The organism is Shigella sp. FC1967 (genome assembly GCF_001743005.1).
Classification (GTDB): Bacteria; Pseudomonadota; Gammaproteobacteria; order Enterobacterales; family Enterobacteriaceae; genus Proteus.
The window spans coordinates 1-281 of the sequence record NZ_MIIZ01000161.1 but is presented as its reverse complement, the minus strand read 5'-3'; the positions used below and the strand labels follow the sequence as shown (position 1 = coordinate 281).

Sequence of the window (281 nt, the reverse complement as noted above, 5' to 3'; positions counted from 1 at the left end):
TTTGTCAGAGAGACAAAACGATGAAGTAAGCTTGTTTAAGATTGATAATTACTGGTGACGAGCCGTTAAAAGGTGAGGCACGGGTAATAAAACAGAATTTGCTTGGCGGCCATAGCGCAACGGTCCCACCTGATCCCATGCCGAACTCAGAAGTGAAACGTTGTAGCGCCGATGGTAGTGTGGGGGTCTCCCCATGTGAGAGTAGGGAACTGCCAGGCATTAAATAAGACGAGAAAGCCAACCCAATGGGTTGGCTTTTTTGCGTCTGGAGTTCTCTATTT

General features: G+C 47.3%; 1 rRNA gene. It reads left to right on the top strand.

Going from position 1 to position 281, the window contains the following annotated elements:
• Positions 1-101: 101 nt before the first annotated feature.
• A 5S ribosomal RNA gene (rrf, locus tag BHE89_RS01485) occupies positions 102-218 on the top strand.
• Positions 219-281 lie beyond the last annotated feature (63 nt).